This window comes from Acidisarcina polymorpha (genome assembly GCF_003330725.1).
In the GTDB taxonomy this organism is placed as follows: Bacteria; Acidobacteriota; Terriglobia; order Terriglobales; family Acidobacteriaceae; genus Acidisarcina; species Acidisarcina polymorpha.
This window is the reverse complement of record NZ_CP030840.1, coordinates 934,198-951,776: the sequence shown is the minus strand read 5'-3', so window position 1 is coordinate 951,776 and position 17,579 is coordinate 934,198. Positions and strand designations below refer to the sequence as shown.

At 60.2% G+C, this 17,579-nt stretch carries 12 protein-coding genes; 9 read left to right on the top strand and 3 right to left on the bottom strand.

Annotated elements, in window-relative coordinates; translation table 11 throughout:
* Positions 1–4 precede the first annotated feature (4 nt).
* A complete protein-coding gene (locus tag ACPOL_RS04175; protein ID WP_114205946.1) occupies positions 5–412 on the top strand; it encodes a carboxymuconolactone decarboxylase family protein in 408 nt (135 codons plus the stop codon).
* Between the two features lie 43 nt (positions 413–455).
* On the opposite strand, the gene ACPOL_RS36045 is transcribed toward ACPOL_RS04175, so the two are convergent.
* The 3 genes from ACPOL_RS36045 to ACPOL_RS04160 form a co-directional block, all read right to left on the bottom strand.
* On the bottom strand, positions 456–587 hold the full coding sequence (locus ACPOL_RS36045) for an Ada metal-binding domain-containing protein (RefSeq protein ID WP_414633355.1): 132 nt from the start codon (positions 585–587) through the stop codon (positions 456–458).
* 302 nt (positions 588–889) lie between these two features.
* Positions 890–1,726 carry a DUF4159 domain-containing protein gene (locus ACPOL_RS04165; RefSeq protein WP_114205945.1) on the bottom strand — a complete coding sequence of 279 codons (837 nt, stop codon included), beginning with the start codon at positions 1,724–1,726 and terminating at the stop codon, positions 890–892.
* Positions 1,727–1,819: 93 nt separating this feature from the next.
* Positions 1,820–3,268, bottom strand: coding sequence for a multicopper oxidase family protein (locus ACPOL_RS04160; protein ID WP_236657225.1), 1,449 nt, complete (start codon positions 3,266–3,268; stop codon positions 1,820–1,822).
* 181 nt (positions 3,269–3,449) lie between these two features.
* Here ACPOL_RS04160 and ACPOL_RS04155 point away from each other — a divergent pair, with 181 nt between their 5' ends.
* From ACPOL_RS04155 to ACPOL_RS04120, 8 genes are read left to right on the top strand one after another with little or no spacing between them, the layout of a single operon-like run.
* On the top strand, positions 3,450–4,262 hold the full coding sequence (locus tag ACPOL_RS04155; RefSeq protein WP_114205944.1) for a DUF4159 domain-containing protein: 813 nt from the start codon (positions 3,450–3,452) through the stop codon (positions 4,260–4,262).
* 52 nt (positions 4,263–4,314) lie between these two features.
* On the top strand, positions 4,315–6,606 hold the full coding sequence (locus ACPOL_RS04150; RefSeq protein WP_236657224.1) for a glutamine amidotransferase: 2,292 nt from the start codon (positions 4,315–4,317) through the stop codon (positions 6,604–6,606).
* A 29-nt stretch (positions 6,607–6,635) separates the two neighbouring features.
* Positions 6,636–7,529, top strand: coding sequence for a hypothetical protein (locus ACPOL_RS04145; RefSeq protein ID WP_236657223.1), 894 nt, complete (start codon positions 6,636–6,638; stop codon positions 7,527–7,529).
* Entirely contained in the window at positions 7,526–9,730 is a 2,205-nt protein-coding gene (locus ACPOL_RS04140) for a tetratricopeptide repeat protein (RefSeq protein ID WP_114205943.1), read from the top strand. The genes ACPOL_RS04145 and ACPOL_RS04140 overlap by 4 nt, the downstream gene beginning before the upstream one ends.
* Positions 9,731–9,754: 24 nt before the next feature.
* Entirely contained in the window at positions 9,755–10,783 is a 1,029-nt protein-coding gene (locus ACPOL_RS04135; protein WP_114205942.1) for an AAA family ATPase, read from the top strand.
* Complete coding sequence (locus tag ACPOL_RS04130; RefSeq protein WP_114205941.1) at positions 10,783–11,685, top strand: DUF58 domain-containing protein; 903 nt, start codon at positions 10,783–10,785, stop codon at positions 11,683–11,685. The genes ACPOL_RS04135 and ACPOL_RS04130 overlap by 1 nt, the downstream gene beginning before the upstream one ends.
* Positions 11,685–13,718 (top strand): vWA domain-containing protein, encoded by a 2,034-nt coding sequence (locus ACPOL_RS04125; RefSeq protein ID WP_114205940.1) that lies wholly within the window; start codon positions 11,685–11,687, stop codon positions 13,716–13,718. Before ACPOL_RS04130 ends, ACPOL_RS04125 begins: the two co-directional genes overlap by 1 nt.
* On the top strand, positions 13,715–17,563 hold the full coding sequence (locus ACPOL_RS04120; RefSeq protein ID WP_114205939.1) for a DUF4175 family protein: 3,849 nt from the start codon (positions 13,715–13,717) through the stop codon (positions 17,561–17,563). Before ACPOL_RS04125 ends, ACPOL_RS04120 begins: the two co-directional genes overlap by 4 nt.
* The last annotated feature ends 16 nt before the right edge of the window (positions 17,564–17,579 follow it).

Sequence of the window (17,579 nt, the reverse complement as noted above, 5' to 3'; positions counted from 1 at the left end):
ATCCTTGGCCACTGTAAAGCTCTGGACCGACGAGGAAGTTGCAGCCGTCCCAGTGGTCAAGGCCGTGTTCGACGACATACGCGCTACGCGGAAGTCAGATTCTGTAAATAATTTCTGGCGTGGTCTCGCGAATCATCCTGACCTGCTAAAGCGAACCTGGACGAGTATCAAACAGGTGATGATTGAGCCGGGAGCTCTCGATCCGCTTACCAAGGAGCTGGTGTATATCGCGGTGTCCTCGGCGAACAGCTGCAGCTACTGCGTTCATTCGCACACAGCCGCGGCGCGGGCTAAGGGACTCTCGGACGAGCAGTACGCTGAGTTCCTGGCGGTCGTCGGGATGGCGACGGAAACGAATAGCCTTGCTAATTCGCTGCAGATTCCGGTGGATCGAGAGTTCCTTCTCGGTTAGTTCCTGCCCGGCGGTTCAAAGAAATATAGCTGAAGCAGAGTAGCTACAACCCGGCTGGATAGCAGCCAATCTTCGAAAACGGGCCGGCGCAACTCGCGTGGAACGGAATGTTTTCTAGACGTGCCGCCCGCGCCGCGCAGGAGGGTCTGCAATAGACCCCGACACCTGGTTTGATATCGAAGCGGTTGATCCATTTGCGCAGTTTCGCGACCAGCGATCGGAGATTATCAATGGGGTGCTGCAGATGACGAACCGAGCGCTGACCTGCCCATTAATATCCGCGGTGAAGCGGCTCTTGTAACCGGAGCGGTTGTATTTGAACTTCGCTCCCTGCAGCTTGCTCTCAAATCAAGAAAGACGAACGCTTGGCGTCGACGCTTCTGGAACATACCGGTACGATCCGGCGGCTAGTTCGTTCGAAGGGCCGTGACACTATCGCCCCAAACGCAAATCCTCTATGGATAGCATGAACCTGGCTCAATGGGTCATCGCATACAAGACATAATTCACGCCAATGCGTATACCGAGGTCGGAGAATTTTTGCGGATACTGCGGGTTATTTGACCACTCCCAGGAATCGCCAATGTCTGAATTCAGCGAAATAGCGACCATGACCCGGCCTTTGTCGTCGTAGATGCCCTGCCACCGCGGAACCTTTCCGTCTTTTTTGTAACCAGTCCGCAAGTGCTCCGCCCCGGCGATCTGATAACGCTCGTCGAGATCGAAGACGGTATGAAAGATCGGGTCATCGTTTGGAATATCCACGATGGGCCGATCCGGGAAGACCATCTTCATCGTCTTGGTGAAGTAAGTCTCTTCCTCCGAGCCATGAAAATCATCAGCCATAAAGAAACCGCCGCGCAACAAATAGTCCCGAAGCTTTTCTGCCTGGCGTTGGGTCAGACCCCATTCGCCAACCTGGACCGCATAGAGCCAGGGGTAGTTATAGATTTCATCGCCATCATCCAGGTTCACCGGCTGCTCCACCGACTTGGCGTCGATCCGGGTCAAGCGCCGGACTGCCTCTGCGAAGGAGCGATCTGCCAGCGGATAGTCTTGGGTCCAGAGCGACAGCCCTTCCCGCCAGTCGCCGTCGAATCTTCCGCTGTAGCCATCGAGTGGACCAGGGGGGTACATCAGCCGGGCGAAGGTCCATTCCGCCGGTCTTTGCCAGTCAAGCGGCAGCGGCAGGCTCTCGTATCCCTCCACCGAAGGGTACTGTCGGAAGGGGCGTTGAGCGTGCAAAACCCCAAGTACAGCCGCGGCTGCGACGAGCGCGCAGGCGCGGCGCCAATGCTTCTTCGACGTCGTCATGTTCGGATTTTACGAGTCGTCCGCTAATATCTGTGCCGGCTTGTTTACCGGCTCAAATCGCGCCAGCCAGGCCATGTGAATTGCACGCGGTTCTCATGCGGAGCGGAAGAGCGCTTTGAATCCATAATCCATGTGCTGCTGGATGTGGCAGTGAAAAAGCGAAAGTCCCGGCTGATCGGCCGTGAAATCCACCACCGCTCGGCCGTAGTAGGGGACGATCACCGTATCCTTGAGGATGCCGCTGGTCTTCTTCCCGTTGATCTCGGCTAGCTCCCAAAGATGCCGATGAAGATGCATGGGATGCGCGTCGTCGGTCCGGTTGCGCATGACCAGTCGATAGCGCATGCCCTGTTGCAGCACGAATTCCTGTTCGTGGGGGTATGGCTTGCCATTGATGAGCCAGGAGTTGAATTTGCCCGCACCGCCGGGAATTTTTTCAAAGATCATTTCCAGCGTCTGTTGAGGGGGCGGTGCATTGGAGTTGACCGCGCCGAAGATGGTGTAGTCCCAAGCGGTCTTTTGGGGATCCGTCCATAGCGGCTGACGATGCTGCCCCGCATACTCAACAATTACCCCCAGCCCGGATTCGCGAACCACTTTTTCGGTTGCACCCAGAACCCAAACTCCGGGATTCTTCATTTCGATGATGACGTCAACGCGCTCGCCCGCTCCAAGGAAGATCGAGTCGAGCGACTGGGGCGACGGCACCGGGTTTCCGTCCAGCGCGATGACCCTCATTTTGTGGCCGGCGAGCGCGATTCTGCGGTTCTCGATGGCGCTCGCGTTCAGGAAATGGATCAGCACCCGCTGCCCTTCGCGCACTCGGATCGGCTCGCCGGAACCGAGCGCCTTATCGTTGATCGAGTAAGTTACTGAGCCAACTTCCAGGCCGTCGGGGTCGGTGTTCAGCGTAGGCGGTTTTTCGAGCAGCGGACCATCGTGGCTATCGTCGTCATCGTCCTCCATGGTGCCGGTGAAGAAAGGCTCCCAGTCGCGAAGCGCGAGAAAGAGCTCCTGATCGTACTGGCCCGGGTCGCTTTCTCCCTCCACGTGAACGAAGCCGAACTGGCCGGTATAGGACCCCTTATGGAGGTCGTCCATGGCCATCGCGTGCGAATGATACCAGCGGGTTCCAGTCGGCCGAGGAGTCAGTTCAAAGCGATGTCGTCCGTGCGGCGGGACCGGCGGAGAGCCCTCTTCCCCGGTTCCGTCGAGTTCCGCCGGCAGGAGCATGCCGTGCCAGTGAACCAGTTCCGGAGTGTCGGTGTCATTGATCACGTCAACGACGACCGGTTTGCCCTCGCGCATGCGCAGGACCGGTCCGGGCGCGACGCCGTTATAGCCGATCGTCGAAAGGATGTGCGATCGATCGAGTTCGACGGTAACCGGCGCAATATGAAGGGTGTAGTCGGCCTTTCGCGCGGGTGCGACTGAGGCGGGACTCGCCGCCACGCCGGTTTGCGCGAGCAGCGGTAATCGCCTGGCACCAGTCCCGGCGAGAGTGATGCCGGCAAGCTTGAGAAGGTCGCGCCGTTTCATCATCCCGTGGCACTCGACGGGGACTGCATGCCTGCATGGTCTCACGTTCAAATCACGCCGACAAGCTCCGCCGGGCCACGATGTTCATCGAGTTGAAGCCATCTGCAGGTTGGCTTCGTCTATCAGAGCAGCATTGCCGGCATTTCTGGTACGCTCGCCGCATAAGCGTTCACGGAGGTCCTCCATGAAGCTCGCGCACATCGCCCTGGTGTCGGCGGTCATGGCGGCTTCCTGTGTCGGCGTGCGGGCTTTCCAGCGTGTGGCGGAATATGGCTTCGGCGACGATGAATCCCCCTCGTATGCCAAGTCGGAGTTCTATTGGTCCCGCCTGGCCTACCCGGTCAACACTGCGGACATGGAAGAGATTGGTGGCTTTGGCCATCATGGTTACTGGGGGTTCAGTGCCTGGTCGCGAGATTATCCTAAAGCCGATCGCCAATTCCTGATTGCGATGCATCGGCTCACCCGCATCGACGGCCGGCCAACGGAACAAGTCGTCACGCTCGATTCGGATGAAATCTTCAACTATCCCTGGGTCTATGCCGTGCAGGTGCAGATGTGGTCTTTCAACGACGCCGAAGCCAAGCGCCTCCGTGAATACCTGCTGAAGGGAGGATTCCTCATGGTAGATGACTTTCACGGCACCGAGGACTGGGAGAATTTTATGAACGGGATGCGACAGGTGCTGCCTGACCGGCCGGTCGATGACCTGCAGAGCGGCGACGAGATCTTTCACACCCTCTATGACGTCGACGACAAGATGCAGATACCCGGTGAACAATGGATCCGCACCGGCCGTACCTACGAGAAAGACGGCTATCAGCCAAAGTGGCGCGCTATTCGCGACGATAAGGGGCGCATCATGGTGGCTATCTGCCACAACATGCATCTGGGGGACGCGTGGGAGTGGGCCGATGATCCCAACTATCCGGAGCCGTTCGCCTCGATGGCTTTCCGGGTCGGGTTGGATTACATCCTTTACGGCATGACCCATTAGCTAGCTGAGGCCGGCTCGAAGGGCCTGTACATAGGAGTTCATTCAGGATCGCGTGAGTATCTTCCAATTATTGTTCAAGTATCCAGTTCCGGTCTTTACCAAAGGTCGGCTGGTTCTACTCAGCGCGTGGCCTGGATGGTTGTTGCCGGTGTTGATCGTAGTGGCCGCCGGAGGTCTCGCGCTCTTGATCGGCTCAAGGTTGCGTGCTGCCGCGCCCAAGCTGCGCGGCCGGCGCACCTGGGCACTTTGGGCGATGCAGTCGGCGGTGATAACGTTGCTGCTCCTGTTGCTCTGGCAGCCCGCAATGCTGGTCGACGAGTTAAGTTCGCAGCAGAACATCATCGCGGTAGTTGTTGACGACTCGCGCAGTATGAATATTGCAGACAATGACGGCAGGACGCGCGAGGCGGCGGCGATAGCGGCGCTTGAGAACGGTGTGCTCGCCGGCCTCAAGCAACGCTTCCAGACACGCATCTATCGCTTGGACAGCGAGTTAAAGCGTGTCGATGGAACATCCCAAATTGCGCCTACTGCAACCGCTACGCACCTTGGGGACGGCCTGAAGCAACTCGTCGCCGAAACATCGGACTTGCCTGTCGGGGCCGTCGTGCTGCTCTCGGATGGCAGTGAAAACACCACCGGTATGGGCAGTTCGAGCATCAGTCGCGACACCATCCAGGCGCTGCGAAATCGCCGTCTGCCGGTGCATACGATCGGCTTTGGCAAGGAGAAGTACGCGCATGACGTCGAAATCGAAGATGTGAATGTGGCGGCGGGCGCAGTATCGAATGCGCGCACGGCCTGCACCGTGAGCTTCACCCAGAACGGCTATGAGGGACAGAAAGCGACGCTGGTGGTTCGTGAAGGAGACAAGACTCTCGCAGCCCACCCTGTGAATCTCGCTCGCGACGGTGAGGTCCAGGCAGAGCCACTGTTCTTCTCCGCCGGAGCTGCAGGGGCGAAGAATTTAAGCTTCGCCATTGAGCCTCTCCCGGGCGAGCAGAACCTCGGCAACAACACGATCTGGCGGCCCATTCTGGTAAGCGATCAGAAGCGGCGCATCCTCTATGTTGAGGGCGAGCCGCGCTGGGAGTTCAAGTTTATTCGCCGCGCCGAAGACGATGACCCGACCGTGCAGATCGTCTCCATGCTGCGCACCAGCGAAAACAAGATCTACCGGCAAGGCATCAGCGATCCAAGCGAACTGGCGGATGGCTTTCCGGTTCACCCTGAGGATTTGTTCAGTTATGCCGGCATCATCATCGGCTCGGTTGATGCAGACTATTTCACCCCGCTGCAACAGGAGCTGCTGCGCGAATATGTCGATCGCCGCGGCGGCGGAGTGCTCTTTCTGGGCGGCCGATCCTCCCTGAGTGATGGTGGCTGGGGGGCATCAAGCCTCAACGAGCTGCTGCCTACCTTCTTGCCCTCGGGACGCAGCAATTTCCATCGCAATCCAGCTACCGTGGAGTTGACCTCGGCGGGCGTCGACTCGCCCGTCACGCGTCTGTTGGATGATCCCGTAAAGAACGCCGATCGCTGGAAGAAGCTCACCTACCTCGCCGATTATGAGGATGCTGGCTCTCCCAAGCCGGGCGCTACCGTGCTCGCGGAGATGAACGTCTCCCGTCATAAACTCCCACTCTTGGTCACGCAGAACTATGGCCACGGCCGCACCGCCGTGTTGGCGACCGGTGGCACCTGGCGCTGGCAGATGAGCGAGGCCCTGGGTGATCCATCGCACGATCTCTTCTGGCAGCAGCTTCTGCGCTGGCTGGTCGCCGACTCGCCAGGGCCGGTAACCGCGTCCATGCCAGACCGCAGCCTCATGGATGAGGGCCAGCTCCATCTGACCGCTCAGGTGCGCACCCGCGATTTTCAGCCAGCCGTCAATGCGCCCGTGACCGCCCATCTTCTCGGCCCCGAAGGCATCAACGCGATGATCGATCTGGCTCCCTCGCAGGAGACGCCAGGTTCATACCAGGCGGATTGGAGCGCGGAGAAGCCGGGGGCTTATCTCGCCGAAGTCACCGCCCATTCCGCCGCCAGCCAGCCCCAGGAGCTTGGCCGCGACGTGTTGACCTTCCAGCGCGAAGACGGCATCGCAGAGAATTTTCACACCCAGCAAAATCGTCAGCTACTCGAAGAGCTCTCCTCTCAGACTGGAGGACGATACTGGAAACCGTCCGACTTGAAGGACCTGCCCCGCAACATCTCCTATTCGCCGGCAGGCATCTCCGTCCGCAGCACCAAGGAGCTGTGGAACATGCCGATTGTCTTTCTTCTGCTGATCGGTCTGCCGATAGCTGAGTGGCTTTTACGCCGCAAGTGGGGTGTGGTGTGATCCGCGGACTGTTGTTGGCAATGATGTGTATGGCGGCATCGCAGGCTCGCGCCGCCACCTACTACGTCATCGTCGCTGGGCTTGGCGGTGAGCCGGATTACGAACAGCGCTTCACTGCGGCAGCACAGGAGTTGGATAAGACCTTCCGGACCGGAGGCAATGCCGCCCAGGTCGATACCCTGAGCGGCAGCCGGGCAACAGCTTTGCAATTGAAGCAGACCCTCGCGACCGTAGCCAACCAAGCAAACCCCGAGGATGATTTCGTACTGGTCCTCATCGGCCATGGCTCCTTCGATGGCACTCAATATAAGTTCAACCTGGTGGGCCCGGATATGACCGGCGCAGACCTCGCTGCGATGTGCGATCGCATTGCCGCCCGCCGCCAGCTTGTCGTCGACACCACCAGCGCCAGTGGAGGAGCGGTGCAGGCGCTCGAGCGGCCCGGCCGGGCGGTGATCGCGGCGACCAAATCCGGTACGGAAAAGAACGCAACTGTCTTCGCCCGCTACTGGGCAGAGGCATTGCAAGATCCTTCGGCCGACACCGACAAGAGCGGCTCCATCAGCGCCATGGAGGCTTTCACCTACGCCACGAAAAAGACCGCGGCGTTTTACGACTCGCAGAAGCGGCTGGCCACCGAGCACGCCGTCTTTGATGATGTAGGAAAGGGTGAGCCGGTGCGCGAAGCTGGCAATGGACAAGGGTTGCTCATGACCAGTTTTACCCTCCTCCAGCTCGACCCCGCGCAGGCCTCTACCAACGATCCCGCCAAGCGCGCGCTGCTGACGAAAAAGGAGAGTCTAGAGCAGCAGATCGATGAACTGAAATACCAGAAGGCAGCCATGGATCCGGCGGATTACAAAAAGCAGTTGACCGATGCGTTGTTGCAGTTGGCGAAGGTCCAGGGAGAACTGGATCAATGAGGCTCCTGCTTTTACTCCCAATACTCGTATACCCCTGCGCGGGGTTGGCCCACGCGCTTGCGCCGTCAGACTGCTGGGGGCTGCGCAAGCATGGACATCCCACCGAGGCGCAAGCGTGCTTCAACAAGCTCACAAAAAGTGGCGATCCATACACCCGCGCCGAAGGATTCTGGGGTCTCGAAGAATGGGAGCAGGCCAACCAGCAATTTCGCTTGGCAACCCAATCGGCCGACAGCCAGAGCCTCTACAAGGTTCGCTGGGGCATGTTGCTGCACGAGCGATTCAACAGCACCGAAGCAGTCGATCTCTTCCACGAAGCCCTCAACACCGAGCCTTCCAACGCCGAGGCATACGTCGGGCTGGCTACTGTCTCTGCCGACGGCTTCGACGGTAAAGCCGCTGCATATGCGGCGAAGGCGATCGAGCTTGACCCAAAACTCGCCGAAGCACATGAGCTGATGGCCAATCTGGCCCTCTCCAATGATGATCGTGACCTGGCCGTTGCCGAGGCGGACAAGGCCATCGTCATCGAAACCGACGCACTGGACGCAATGGCCATTCACGCGGCAATCGAATTGATCGCAGACCGCCCCCCCGATCCCTGGCTGGCAAAGATTTCAGCCATCAATCCCCGCTATGGCGAGGGTTATGCACTCGTCGCGCATCAGCTCCAACTCCATTACCGCTTTGAGGATGGAGTCCTCTATTACCGCAAAGCGGTCGATGCGAATCCGCGTTTATGGGCGGCCCACTCCGCGCTGGGCATCGCGTTGATGCGGGAAGGCCAGGAGGCAGAGCCGGTGAAGGAGCTGGAATTGAGCTACGACAATGGCTACCGCGATGCAGCTACCGTGAACAGCCTGCGCCTGCTCGATAGCTATAAGAACTTCGAGACATTTCGCGATGACACCACCATCCTCAAGCTCAACAAGACCGAAGCCGATCTGCTGCAGCCATATATGCAGCAGGAGTTGCACGCCATTCTTGCCACCTACCAGAAGAAGTACCAGATGAAGCTCCCGGCGCCAGTGCAGTTGGAGGTGTATCCCAATCACGAAGACTTCGCCGTGCGCACCATGGGCATGCCAGGCTTAGGCGCGCTGGGCGTGACGTTCGGCGAGGTTGTGGCAATGGACAGTCCTTCAGCGCGCAAGCCCGGAGATATCAACTGGGGCGCTACGCTATGGCACGAGATGAGCCACGTCTTCATCCTCACCGCCACCAACCATCGTGTGCCGCGCTGGTTCACCGAAGGACTGGCAGTGCACGAGGAGGGCCAGCGTTCGCCCGAGTGGACCAATCGCGCTACACCCGATGTGTTGTCTGCGATTCGCGAAAAGAAGCTGCTGCCGGTTGCCAGGCTTGACCGCGGCTTCGTCTATCCCGAGTACCCGTCTCAGGTGATCGTCTCCTACTTCCAGGCGGGCAGTATTTGCGACTTCATCCAGGAAAAATGGAGTGAGGGCAAGCTGCTCGATATGGTCCACTCCTACGCGCAACTGCAAACCACTCCGCAGGTCGTGCAGGCCAACCTCGGTTTGGCGGCGGAGGAGTTCGACAAGCAATATCTCGCCTGGATCGACAAGAAATATGGCGCGGAGGCAGCGCGCTTCAATGAGTGGCGAGACAAGCTGAAGGCGCTCGTGGCGACGGCTCAGCAGAAACAGTACGATGCCGTCCTGGCACAGGGACCGGCCGTACTCGCCATGTATCCAGAGTATATCGGGGATGCGAATGTCTACGAGTTGATGGCGATCGCAGATAAAGCCAAGGGAGATGCCAAGGCTCAGATCGGAATCATGACCGCCTATGAACACGCGGGCGGCCAATCGCCCGAAATACTCAAGCAGCTTGCCGCGCTCGAAGAGGCAGCAGGAAAACCGGCTGAAGCCGCGGCGACGCTGGAACGGGTGAACTATATCTATCCCGTCAAGGATGAAGAACTGCATCGTCACCTCGGCGACCTGCTCTATGCGCAGAAGCAATACGACGGCGCCATCCGCGAGTATGACGCCGTTGTCGCATCCAACCCGATCGACAAGGTCGGCGCTCAATTCAACCTTGCGCAGGCGTATCTCGCGGCAGGGAAGAAAGACAAAGCCGAGGAAAGCGTATTAGCAGCGCTTGAGATTGCGCCCGGCTACCGGCCTGCGCAAAAGCTGCTGCTCGAGTTGAAGCAGTCTCCTGAAAAAACCAACTGAAGGGTGCGAAAGGGAAACGGATCAATGGCCACCACGACCGGATTGGATCACGATGCAACGCTTCTTCAGCAGCGAATCGAGCGCTTCCATTCGGTGCGCGAGAACATCGTTAAGCAGGTGCGCGAGGTCATTGTCGGCCAGGATGAGGTGCTCGACCAGATATTGATCGCGCTCTTCGCCGGCGGACACTGCCTGCTGACCGGCATGCCCGGCACCGCCAAGACGCTGATGGTGCGAACCATCGCCGAAACCCTCGGCCTGCAGTTTCGCCGTATCCAGTTCACCCCCGACCTCATGCCTTCTGACATCACCGGCACCGACATCATCGAGGAAGACCTGACCACCGGCCATCGCAAGTGGACCTTTGTCGAAGGGCCGATCTTCGGCAATATCCTGCTCGCCGATGAGATCAACCGTACGCCGCCGAAGACCCAGTCGGCCCTGCTCGAAGCAATGCAGGAACGTTCCTGCACGGTGCGCGGACACATCTATCAGCTGCCCGCGCCGTTCTTCGTATTGGCGACCCAGAATCCGATCGAACTCGAAGGCACGTACCCACTGCCCGAGGCGCAGCTCGATCGCTTTTTGTTTAACGCGATCCTGGACTATCTTAGTGCCGACGACGAACTGAAAGTGATTGAGCAGACGACCGCAACCCGCGTAGCGAAGGTCGACACCGTGACTTCGGCCGAGGAACTGCTCGACTTCCAGCAACTCGTCCGCATGGTGCCGATCGCGGAGACGCTGGCCCGCTATGTGGTGAACCTGGTACGGGCCACCCGGCATAAGAATGACAATGCGCCGGACTTTGTCAAAAAGTATGTGAATTACGGAGCCAGCGTGCGTGCCGCCCAGTTCATCGTGCTCGCTGCGAAAGCACGAGCGCTCTCCCGTCGACGCTACCACGTGACCTACGAGGACCTCACCTCAGTGGCCGCCCCGGTGCTCCGCCATCGCATTTTGCTCAACTTTCATGCCGAGTCGGAACGGATTGACACCGACGAGATTCTCAGGCGGCTGGTCGCCCAGATACCGCGGCCGAAGGAGAGCTGATGCAGCGCTTTCTCGATCCCTCTGTGCTGGCCGGTATCTCGTCGCTCGACCTTCTGGCGAAGACCGTGGTGGATGGTTTCGTCGCCGGCCTGCACCGCTCCCCGGATTTCGGATTCAGCCAGGAGTTTGCCGAGTACCGCGCCTATACGCCAGGCGATGACCTCCGTCACGTGGACTGGAACCTGTTTGCGAGGACCGAGCGAGCCTATCTGAAGCGCTATCGCGGTGAGACCAACAGCCACCTGATGGTGCTTCTCGACGCGAGCAATTCCATGCAGTACAGATCCGGATCGGCGAACGCAGGACCACCAAAGAAAATGGACTATGCGCGCTTCATCGCGGCCTCGCTCTTTTACCTCGCGATACGAAAGCAGCGCGACGCCGCGGGACTGATCGTCTTCGACGATGAGGTGCGCGAGTGCGTGCGCCCATCGACGCGGCTCGGCCAGCTCGCTCGGCTCTTCGCGGCGCTCGAGCAGGCCGAGCCGCATGCGCGAACCGATTTCGCCAAGCCGCTGCAGCACTTCCAGAACCTGCTTCACCGTCGCGGTATCGCCATCGTCATTTCAGATTTCTACCAGGATCCGGAGACCATTGTGCAGGCCATCGAACCGCTCCGGTTCCGCGGCAACGAAGTCGTGCTCTTTCATGTCCTCGATCCTCAGGAGATGCGGCCGGTGCTGAACGGTTCGGCGATCCTGGTCGATCTCGAAACCGAACAGAAGATCGAGGTCGTTCCCGAATACGTGAAGACGACCTATCGCGAGAAAGCCGATGCGCATGTCGAGCAGCTCCGCTCGAGGGCCCGGGCAGCGGGTATGGATTACCAGTTGCTGCTCACCGATCAACCACTGGATGCGGCGCTGCGTGAGTACCTCTCGCTCCGCCAGGCAGGCAACTGATGGGCTTTCTCTCGCCATGGTTTCTCGGAGGGCTGGCGGCGTTGAGTGTGCCTGTCTTTGTGCATTTGCTCCGACGTCACGTCTCGGTGCCGAGGCCCGTCGCTTCGCTCTTGTTCTTCGAGCGCGGCACCCAGAGTTCGACGCGATACCGGAAGCTGCGCCACCTGCTGTTGTTTGCTCTGCGCTTCGCCGTGGTCCTGCTCATCGTCCTGGCCTTTGCGAATCCGTTCGTTAGGCGGTCCGCTGCCGATGCCCCGGGACGGCTGCTGCTGATCGTGCTTGATAATTCCTTCAGCATGCGAGCGGGCACGCGATTTGCAGACGCGAAGCGAGAAGCGCTGTCGACTCTTGCTGCCAAACCCCACTCGCAACGCGCACAGGTGATGGCGCTCGGGGACGGGCTTGCAGTGTTGACCCAGCCGATTACTGACAGCGTGCAATTGCGCTCCGCCCTCGAGAGCATCCAGCCAGGCGATAGCCATGCAAACTTCGGCGAACTCGGCCAAGCCATCCGCGCTCTTGCCGAGACAGAACGCCGCCCGATCGATTTGCATCTTTTCAGCGACATGCAGCGAACCGCGATGCCGGCCAACTTCGCCGACATGGTTCTGCCGCCAAGCGCAACCCTGCTGCTTCATCCAGCAGCCAAGGGCGCCGCGCCGCCAAACTGGACAATCGAGAGTGTGGAGGCGCCCGCCGAGCTGGCCGATCCAAAAGATCCCACGCGCTCCCGCGTTCGCGCGGTTGTAGCCGGCTTTGGCGCTCCGGCGGCATCGAAGACGATCTCGCTGGTAATCAATGGCAAAGTCGTCGCTACGAAAAAGGTAGACGTTCCCGCTAACGGACGTGCAAGCGTGGATTTCGCGCCGCTTAGCGCCGAGTATGGCTTCAATCGATGCGAAGTGCGAGTGGAAGCGGGGGACGCCTTCCCGGCCGACGACTCCAGCGTCTTCGTGGTGCGGCGATCCGATCCCGAGCGAGTGCTGTTCGTCCATGCGTCCGGCGACACCCGTTCTCCGCTCTACTTCGGGGCAGCGCTCGGCGCGGCGGCCCAGGGTTCCTACATCCTGCAATCTGTGTCGGCGGAGCAGACCACCAACCTCGATCCATCAAGGTTTGCTTTTGTCGTGCTGTCCGATACCTCGTCCCTGCCGTCGATCTTTGAACACACCTTGGAGCAATACGTGTCCAAGGGCGGAAACGCTCTCATCGCCCTCGGAACCGGTGTCTCCCGGCATGGCCAAATTCCGCTATGGGGTGGAAACGTCAACGGCGTTCATGATTATGCCGGCGGAAATGCCGCAACCGTTGCTTCCGTCGATTTCACTTATCCCGCCCTCGAGCAAGTCGCTCCCGGCCGGGCCAATGGCGGCTGGGCAGAGACCAAGGTGTTTTATGCCTCAGCCGTCAACGAGGGTGCAGCGCGGGTGGCGGCCCGGCTGAGCGATGGCACGCCTTTTCTGCTGGATAGGCAGCTCGGGGAAGGGCACTTGCTTCTGCTGACTTCGGGATTGGAAAATCTGACGAACGACCTACCAATCCACCCAGTCTTCGTGACCCTGGTCGATCACCTTGCCAACTACCTCTCCGGGAGCGAACGCCTCAGCGGATCCAGGCAAGTCGATTCTTTCGTGCAGCTTCGTGGAGCGGCAGTGCCGGTCGGCGAGGTAGCCAGCGTCGAAGTGGTCGATCCAGATGGCCGCCGCCCGCTTTCGCTGAGCGAAGCGCGAACTGTGCAGAGCTTCCAGCTGCGCCGGGCAGGTTTCTACCAGATGCGTTTTGCGAATGGGCGGGATGCGGTCATCGGTGTGAACCCCGACCGGCAAGAATCCGATCTCTCCCCCATCCCCGAGGATGTGCAACAGCTTTGGAGTGGGAGCCCCGGCGTCGAGTCCGGATCGCTCCCCGCAACCCAGGCAAAGTATCGTCCTGTGAGCTTATGGTGGTACGTTATGCTGCTTGCATTGGCAGCGGCGTTGGCCGAGATGGCACTGGCCAGCGGGTATATGGGCACGCAGAGGGAGGAACTATGAGCAAGCAGGACGAGCTCAATTCCTATATTGCGCGGCTGCAGTCAAGATTGCGGCTGAGTCTTTGGCTGCGTGGTGCAGCCATCTTCACTGGTACCGCGCTCGCGGTCACGCTTACTTTGGTGCTGGCGCTCAACCACTTTGCTTTTCCCATGCATGCCGTTGCCGGGGCGCGTCTCGTGTTGCTCATCGCGCTCGCAACCGCTGCTGGGTTCGGTATTCTGTTGCCGGTGATGGGCTTGACTCGCACCCTCGCTGTGCGTCGCGTCGAAACCGCCAATCCGGAGCTCGAACAGCGGCTTACGACCTTCTACGAAGGTCAGAGCAAACAGGTCCAGAACAAAGCTGGAAATCCCTTCCTCGAACTGCTCGCAGCCGATACTCTGGCGCGAACCCAATATGCGCCGCCAGCGTCGCTGGTTCCGGATAACCGCTTGTTTGCCCTGGGCGGCGCCGGACTGGCTTGTCTCGCGGTCCTAGCCTGGATGATCTCCGCCGCACCCGGCTATCTCGGATACGGCGCCTCGCTGCTGTGGACCGGCCCGAAGAAGAATGCCGCTCCGCTCTATGCGATTACCATCACTCCCGGCGACATCGCCGTGCGGCGGCACGGCGACCAGATAATCACTGCTCACGTGAGCGGCATGCATCCCGACAAGGTACAGCTCTTCGCTCATTATCAGAGTGGCAGCGGGTGGGAGCCGGTCGTCATGCAGACCCAGCCGGATGCGGGCGGCGCAGCTGCCTATCAGTTCGTCTTCACCGGCTTACCGGAAAATGTCGAATACTATGTAGCCGCCGGGCCGCTCACGTCACCCCACTATAAAGTTCGTGTCGTCGATCTGCCCTCAGTCAAAGAAATTCAGGTCACCTACCACTATCCGCAGTGGACAGGGATGAAGCCTGTTTCTGAGGAGCACACCGGAGATCTACGAGCGATCGAAGGCACAGACGCCAAGATCCAAGTCGAGATGGATCACGCGCTGAAGGATGGGCAGTTGACTCTTGACAATGGTCAGGCCATCTATCTCACCGGCGGCAACGGCAACAAGTATCAAGGCTCGATCCATATGGAGAAAGATGGCGCCTATCATGTGGCCGCTAATGATGAGGGACAATCCGTGCGGCTGTCGGAAGATTATTTCATCGCGACCGACAAGGCGCCTCCGCCGCAGATCGCAGTGGAGCGTCCCGGCGGCGATTACCGGGCGAGTCCCATTGAGGAGGTCACTACGTCCGTCAAAGCCGCTGACGAATTCGGACTGAGGGACGTTCACCTTCACTACTCCGTGAACGGCGGAGCTGACCACGATGTCAGCATGCTCAAGGCACCTGGGCCGAAGAGCGTCGACGGGTCCTACACCCTTCCATTGGAAGACTACAAGCTCGCGCCAGGGGATTTGGTCAGCCTCTACGCTACGGCCAAGGACGGCCACCTCGAAGCGCGCACCGACATTACGTTCATCCAGGTCGATCCCTTCGAGCGCGAGTTTTCCCAGTCGCAGCAAGGCGGCGGCCCATCTGGCGGCGGGGGCGCTGGCGGGCAGAATAACCAGACTGAGATATCCAAGCGCGAGAAAGAGTTGATCGCCGCAACCTGGAAGCAGCAGAACGACAAATCTGCGACTGCAAAGGATGCGGCTGCTGCGGGGCAGTTCCTCTCTGGCGCGCAACAGAAGCTGCGCGGCCAGGTGCTGGCGCTCTCCGAGCGCATGCAAAGCCGCGATCTCTCCGAGGCCAACGAAGAGTTCACCGGCTTCGACAAGGATATGCAGACGGCGGCAGCCGCGATGCAGCCTTCCGCCGATCAATTGAAAAGCATGCGCTGGAAGGACGCTCTTCCTCTGGAGCAGAAGGCCCTCCAGGCTCTGCTCCGCGCCGAGGCCACCTTCCGCAAGATCGAGGTCGCCTTTGGGCAGCGTGGAGGCGGTGCAGGTGGCGGCGGCGAGAGCGCCGGACGCGACCTGGCGAGCCTCTTCGACCTGGAGCTCGACACAGAAAAGAACCAGTACGAAACTGCGCAGTCCGCATCTCCTCAAGAGCAGCATGAAAAGGACGTGGAAGATGCGCTCGCCAAGCTGGACGCGCTCGCGAAGCGCCAGGAGGAGCTCGCCGGCCAGCAGCATAATCCGCAGCAAAGCTTTCAGGAGCGCTGGCAGCAGGAGATGTTGAGGCGCGAAGCCGAAGAGTTGCAGCGGCAGATTGAGCAGTTAGCCCGAAATGGGCAGCAGAATGCCAACGGCTCGCAATCCGGACAGGCGAGTTCCCAATCACCCCAATCCGACTCCCAACAATCCGGATCTCAGCAACCAGGTTCACAGGCGCAAAACGGTTCCGAGCAACATAATCCTACGGGCCAGAGCGGTTCGCAGTCGTCGGGCCAGAAGGCGCAGGGTGGCTCTGCCAGCGGAAGCTCCGGGCAGTCTTCCCGCCGCTCTTCCCGGGCGTCCGCGGCCCAACAAGCAGGCCAAGCACAACCCGCAGGCCAATCATCCGACCAGCGCATCCAGCAAGCCCTAAGCCGGCTACAGCAGGCAGGCGATGCGATGAAGCGCAGCGGCAGCCCCCAACAGAGCAGTGACGCCGCGCGCCAGGCAGCGGACCGCTTGCGCGAAGCGACCAATCTGCTTGCCGGCACCCAACAACAACTCGCTTCGGGCAAGACAGATGCGCTTTCCCATGAAGCCGACCGGCTGACTCAGGAGGAGCGCTCCCAGGCTGAGCGCATCGACAAGCTCGCCAGCCAGCAGGGCGCCGAGCTTGCGGACCGAGACAGCATGATGGCGAGAATTAAGCAGCGCGATCAGCTGGCGAAAGAGAGACAGCAGCTCTCCAATGATCTTTCCAAGCTCCAGAAGAACCTGCGCGATTCCGCTCGCGAGATGGCTTCCAATCAACCCGGCGTCGCCAAAAAGCTGCGCGACGCCGTCTCCGGGATGGACGATGCCGACCTCGACAACCATGTCCAGCGCACCGCTGACTGGCTGCGGAGAGGGATCAACCCCAACGCTAACGGAACCGAGAGCGAAATCGCTCAGGGACTGCAGCATCTCAGCGAGCAGCTTCGGCAGGCTCAACAGGGTCAGAAGGATCCAACGGACTTGGCGCAGGGTGCTCATAGTCCAGGCGCCAAGACTGCGACGGACCAGCAAGCAGCGCTCGATCAGGTTGAGCGTCTTCGCAGCCAGCTGGAGGCGATGCAGGCTGCGAGCCGTGGCGCCTCTGGTCGGAATGGAGAGTCGGATCCCGAAGGCCGCAAGTCCGGTCAACCGCAACAGGCCGGCGGACAGCAAGCCGCGCCCGGTCAAGCCGGCCAGCCCGGCAGTGGCCTTCGACGCGGAGGCGGCATCGGCGATCGAAACGGAGACATCGCCCGGAATCGGCAAGGAGATATGAGCGGCGAAGTTCGCAACGGTGGGGGAGCGAGTGCAGATGGAACGGCTTGGAACAACGTCAACACCGGGAACAATCGCTACGGTGCAGCCGGGCAGCGTTTCCCCGCCGTCGACTCCTCAGGCAATCCCGCCGACCCTGAGCGAAGCTATCGACAAGGTTTGCGGCAGCTGAGCGAACTCCGGCAGGCCGTCAAGGACGATCCCGAAGCAGCCAAAGAAGTTGAAAAGCTGACGCGGCAGATGCAGCAGCTCGACCCCAGCCGCTTCCTGGGGAATCCAGCCCTGGTCGAACAGATGCACCAGGATGTTCTCAATTCAGTGGATCGCCTCGAATTACAACTCCAGCACGACGAAGCTTCCGGCGATGCACGCAGCGGGAGACCGTATGTCATCCCCGCCGGATATCAGGATTCGGTGGCCGAGTACTATCGCCGCCTCAGCAAGAATCCATAGCTTAGCCGGAATCAGG